This window comes from Streptomyces sp. 13-12-16 (assembly GCF_002114215.1).
Lineage (GTDB): Bacteria > Actinomycetota > Actinomycetes > Streptomycetales > Streptomycetaceae > Streptomyces.
The window spans coordinates 1-3,202 of record NZ_NCTE01000545.1 but is presented as its reverse complement, the minus strand read 5'-3'; the positions used below and the strand labels follow the sequence as shown (position 1 = coordinate 3,202).

The 3,202-nt window shown below is 73.4% G+C and carries 2 protein-coding genes; both read left to right on the top strand.

All coding sequences use genetic code 11. From position 1 onward, the window contains the following. On the top strand, nucleotides 1-1,404 hold a 1,404-nt coding region (locus B7767_RS22100; protein ID WP_085573732.1), incomplete at its 5' end, for an FG-GAP-like repeat-containing protein. A gap of 199 nt (nucleotides 1,405-1,603) precedes the next feature. Further along, entirely contained in the window at nucleotides 1,604-3,154 is a 1,551-nt protein-coding gene (locus tag B7767_RS22095) for an alkaline phosphatase (protein ID WP_085573731.1), read from the top strand. Nucleotides 3,155-3,202: the final 48 nt, after the last annotated feature.

The following is a 3,202-nucleotide window of genomic DNA, read 5'->3' as shown; positions in this document are numbered from 1 at the left end:
GGCGCCCCCGCCGAGGGACCGGCCGCCGGTACCGCGCAGCCGCGCGACGACTTCAACGGCGACGGCTACGCCGACCTCGCCGTCGCCGCGCCCACCGCGACCGTCGCCGGAAAGAAGGGCGCCGGCTACGTCGCCGTGGTGTACGGGTCGGAGAGCGGGCTGCGCACCGCGACCAAGCAGATCTTCCACCAGGACACCGCCGGTGTCCCCGGCAGCGTGGAGGTGGACGACGAGTTCGGCAGCGCGCTCACCACCGCCGACGTCGACGGGGACGGCTACGCCGATCTCGTCGTCGGCGTCGGCCGCGAGGACACCGCCGACGGCGGCGAGGACTCCGGGCTGGTGGAGGTGGTGTGGGGCGGCCCCCGGGGGCTGTCCGGCGGTGCCGCGCTCGCGTCGGGGGGAAACGCGTACGAGGGCCTCGGAGCCCACGGCCACCTGACCGTCGGGGACGTCGACGGCGACGGCGACCCGGACGTCGTGACGGTCGAGAACCTGCACGACCTGCGGATCCTCAAGGGCCCCTTCGGCCGGGACGGCGCCGGTACGGGCGGCGAACAGACCGTCAGGGACGTGTACGACAGCCGGATCCTCGACCTCGCCTCCGGTGACGTCAACGGCGACGGCCTCACCGACATCGTCGCCACCGAGAACGACGGCGACGAGTACGACGCCCGCCGCGTCGTGTACTGGCTGGGCGACCGCACCGCGCTCAACCCCTTCACCCTCGTCTACGACATCGACGGCGCGGGCCTCCAGGGCGGCGAGAACCTCGACGTCGGGGACGTGAACGCCGACGGGTACGACGACATCGTGGTCGGCCGGGCCGTGGACGGGTACGACAGCGACCTCGACAACCCGTACGTCAAGGGCGGCCGGGTCGCCTGGATCCCCGGTACCCCGGAGGGTCCCGACGGGGTGAGGGCCGTCTTCCTCAACCAGGACCGCCCCGGCGTTCCCGGCACCGCCGAGGACGACGACGCCTTCGGCACCGACGTCCACATCGGTGACGTCGACGGCGACGGCTACCAGGACGTCGTCACCGGGGTGCCCGGCGAGGACCTCGGCGGCGTGTCCGCGGCCGGCGCCGTCGTCGTGCTGCGCGGCACCGCGAACGGGCTCACCGGCGCCGGCGGCCTGACGGTCACCCAGAACACCGCGAACGTGCCCGGCACCGCCGAGAAGAACGACAGGTTCGGCGGCGCCACCCACCTCGGCGACACCAACGGCGACGGGCTCGCCGACCTCGTCGTCGGCGCGCCGGGGGAGAACTCCGGCGCCGGGTCGGTGTGGTACTTCCGCTCCACCCCGACGGCCGTCGCGGGGAGCGCCGGGACCTTCGGCGCGGGTACCCTCGGCACGGTGGCGACCGGGGCGAGGCTGGGCACCGCCTTCACCGACTGACCCGTACGGGCTCCGGCGGCCGTCGCCCGCCGCTCACCCGGCAGACCCGTCGTGGCCACGGGGTGTTCCCGTGCCGCGGCGGGTTTCCCGTTGTCCCCCTGCTTGTCATGCACGCGAACCTCGGTGTTCAGCGGACGGACCGCCCGGACCGCGAGCTTCCCAGTGTCCGAGCGTCACACGAGGCAGGGGAGTCCGTCCGATGTCCGGAGCAGTTCAGCCCGACCGCCGCCGCGTCCTGACCGCCGGTGCCGCCGTGCTCGGCGCCGCCGCATCCGCCCAGCTGTGGCTGCCGTCCACCGCGCACACGGCCGAACCGAAGCTGCCCGACGGCCTGTTCAGCCTGGGCGTCGCCTCCGGCGACCCGCTGCCGGACGGGATCGTCCTGTGGACCAGGCTCGCCCCGGACCCGCTGAACGGCGGCGGCATGCCCGGCCGCACCGTGGCCGTGGAGTGGCAGGTCGCCCTGGACGCCCGCTTCAGGAAGGTCGTCCGCCGGGGTGTCGCCCCGGCCCGGCACACGTACGGGCACAGCGTCCACGTGGACGTACGCGGGCTGAGCCCGGACACCACGTACTGGTTCCGCTTCCGCGCCGGCGGGCAGCTCTCGCGCGTCGGCCGCACCCGTACCGCGCCCGCCCCGCACAGCTCCGGCGGCCGGCTGAAGGTCGCGCTCGCCTCCTGCCAGAACTGGCAGCAGGGCTACTTCACCCCGTACGCCGACATGCTGGACCAGGACCCGGACGTCGTGGTGTTCGTCGGCGACTACATCTACGAGTCCACGCCCTCGGCGACCGGCGTACGACGCCACGAGGGCACCGGTGAGCCGTACAGCCTCACCCAGTACCGCAACCGGTACGCCCAGTACCGCTCCGACCCGGACCTCGCGGAGATGCACGCGAACGCGCCCTTCGTGGTCACCTTCGACGACCACGAGGTCGACAACGACTTCGCCGGCGAGATCCCGCAGGACCCCGACAAGCAGGCGCACGACCCGTTCGTCGCCCGGCTGACGGCCGCCTACCAGGCGTACTACGAGCACATGCCGGTCCGCGCCACCGCCGTCCCGGACGGCCCGCACATCCGGATGTACCGCCGGCTGGAGTTCGGCCGGCTGGCCCGGCTCAACGTGCTGGACACCCGCCAGTACCGCAGCGACCAGGCCACCAGCCAGGAAGGCGCCCAGGACCCGTCGCTGACCATGCTCGGGGCCGCGCAGAAGCGCTGGCTGGTCGACGGGCTGCGCGACTCGCCGGCCCGCTGGAACCTGATCGCCTCGCAGATCATGATGGCCGAGACCGACCTCCGGATCGGCGAGGGCAAGCTCTGGTACTACGACGCCTGGGACGGTTACCAGGCCGAACGCAACGCGTTGTTGGGGGAGTTCCGGCGGGTGAGCAACCCCGTCGTCCTCACCGGCGACCGCCATCTGACGATGATCAGCGACCTGAAGGCGGACTTCGCCGATCCGGGGTCGGCGGTCGTGGGTGCCGAGTTCGTCGGTACGTCCATCTCCAGCAACGGTGACCAGGACCATGCCGCGTTCCGCGCGCAGTGGGATCCGCGGCGCGCGGACAATCCGCACTGGAAGCTGCTCGACGCGCACCGGGGGTACCACCTGTTCGACATCCGTCGTGACGGCATCGACGCGCGGGTGCGGGTGGTGGACACGGTGGTGCGGCCCCGGGCCACGCCCCGCACGCTGGCCGCGCTGCGGGTGGAGGCGGGGCGGCCGGGCGTGCACCTGGTCTGAGCGGGGCGGGGCGGGGGGCGGTGGTGCGACTGCCCGCGGAGGGCGGGG

Coding starts and splice junctions, on each gene's coding strand:
- B7767_RS22095 (WP_085573731.1), top strand. CDS start 1,604: ATGTCCGGAGCAGTTCAGCCCGACCGCCGCCGCGTCCTGACCGCCGGT.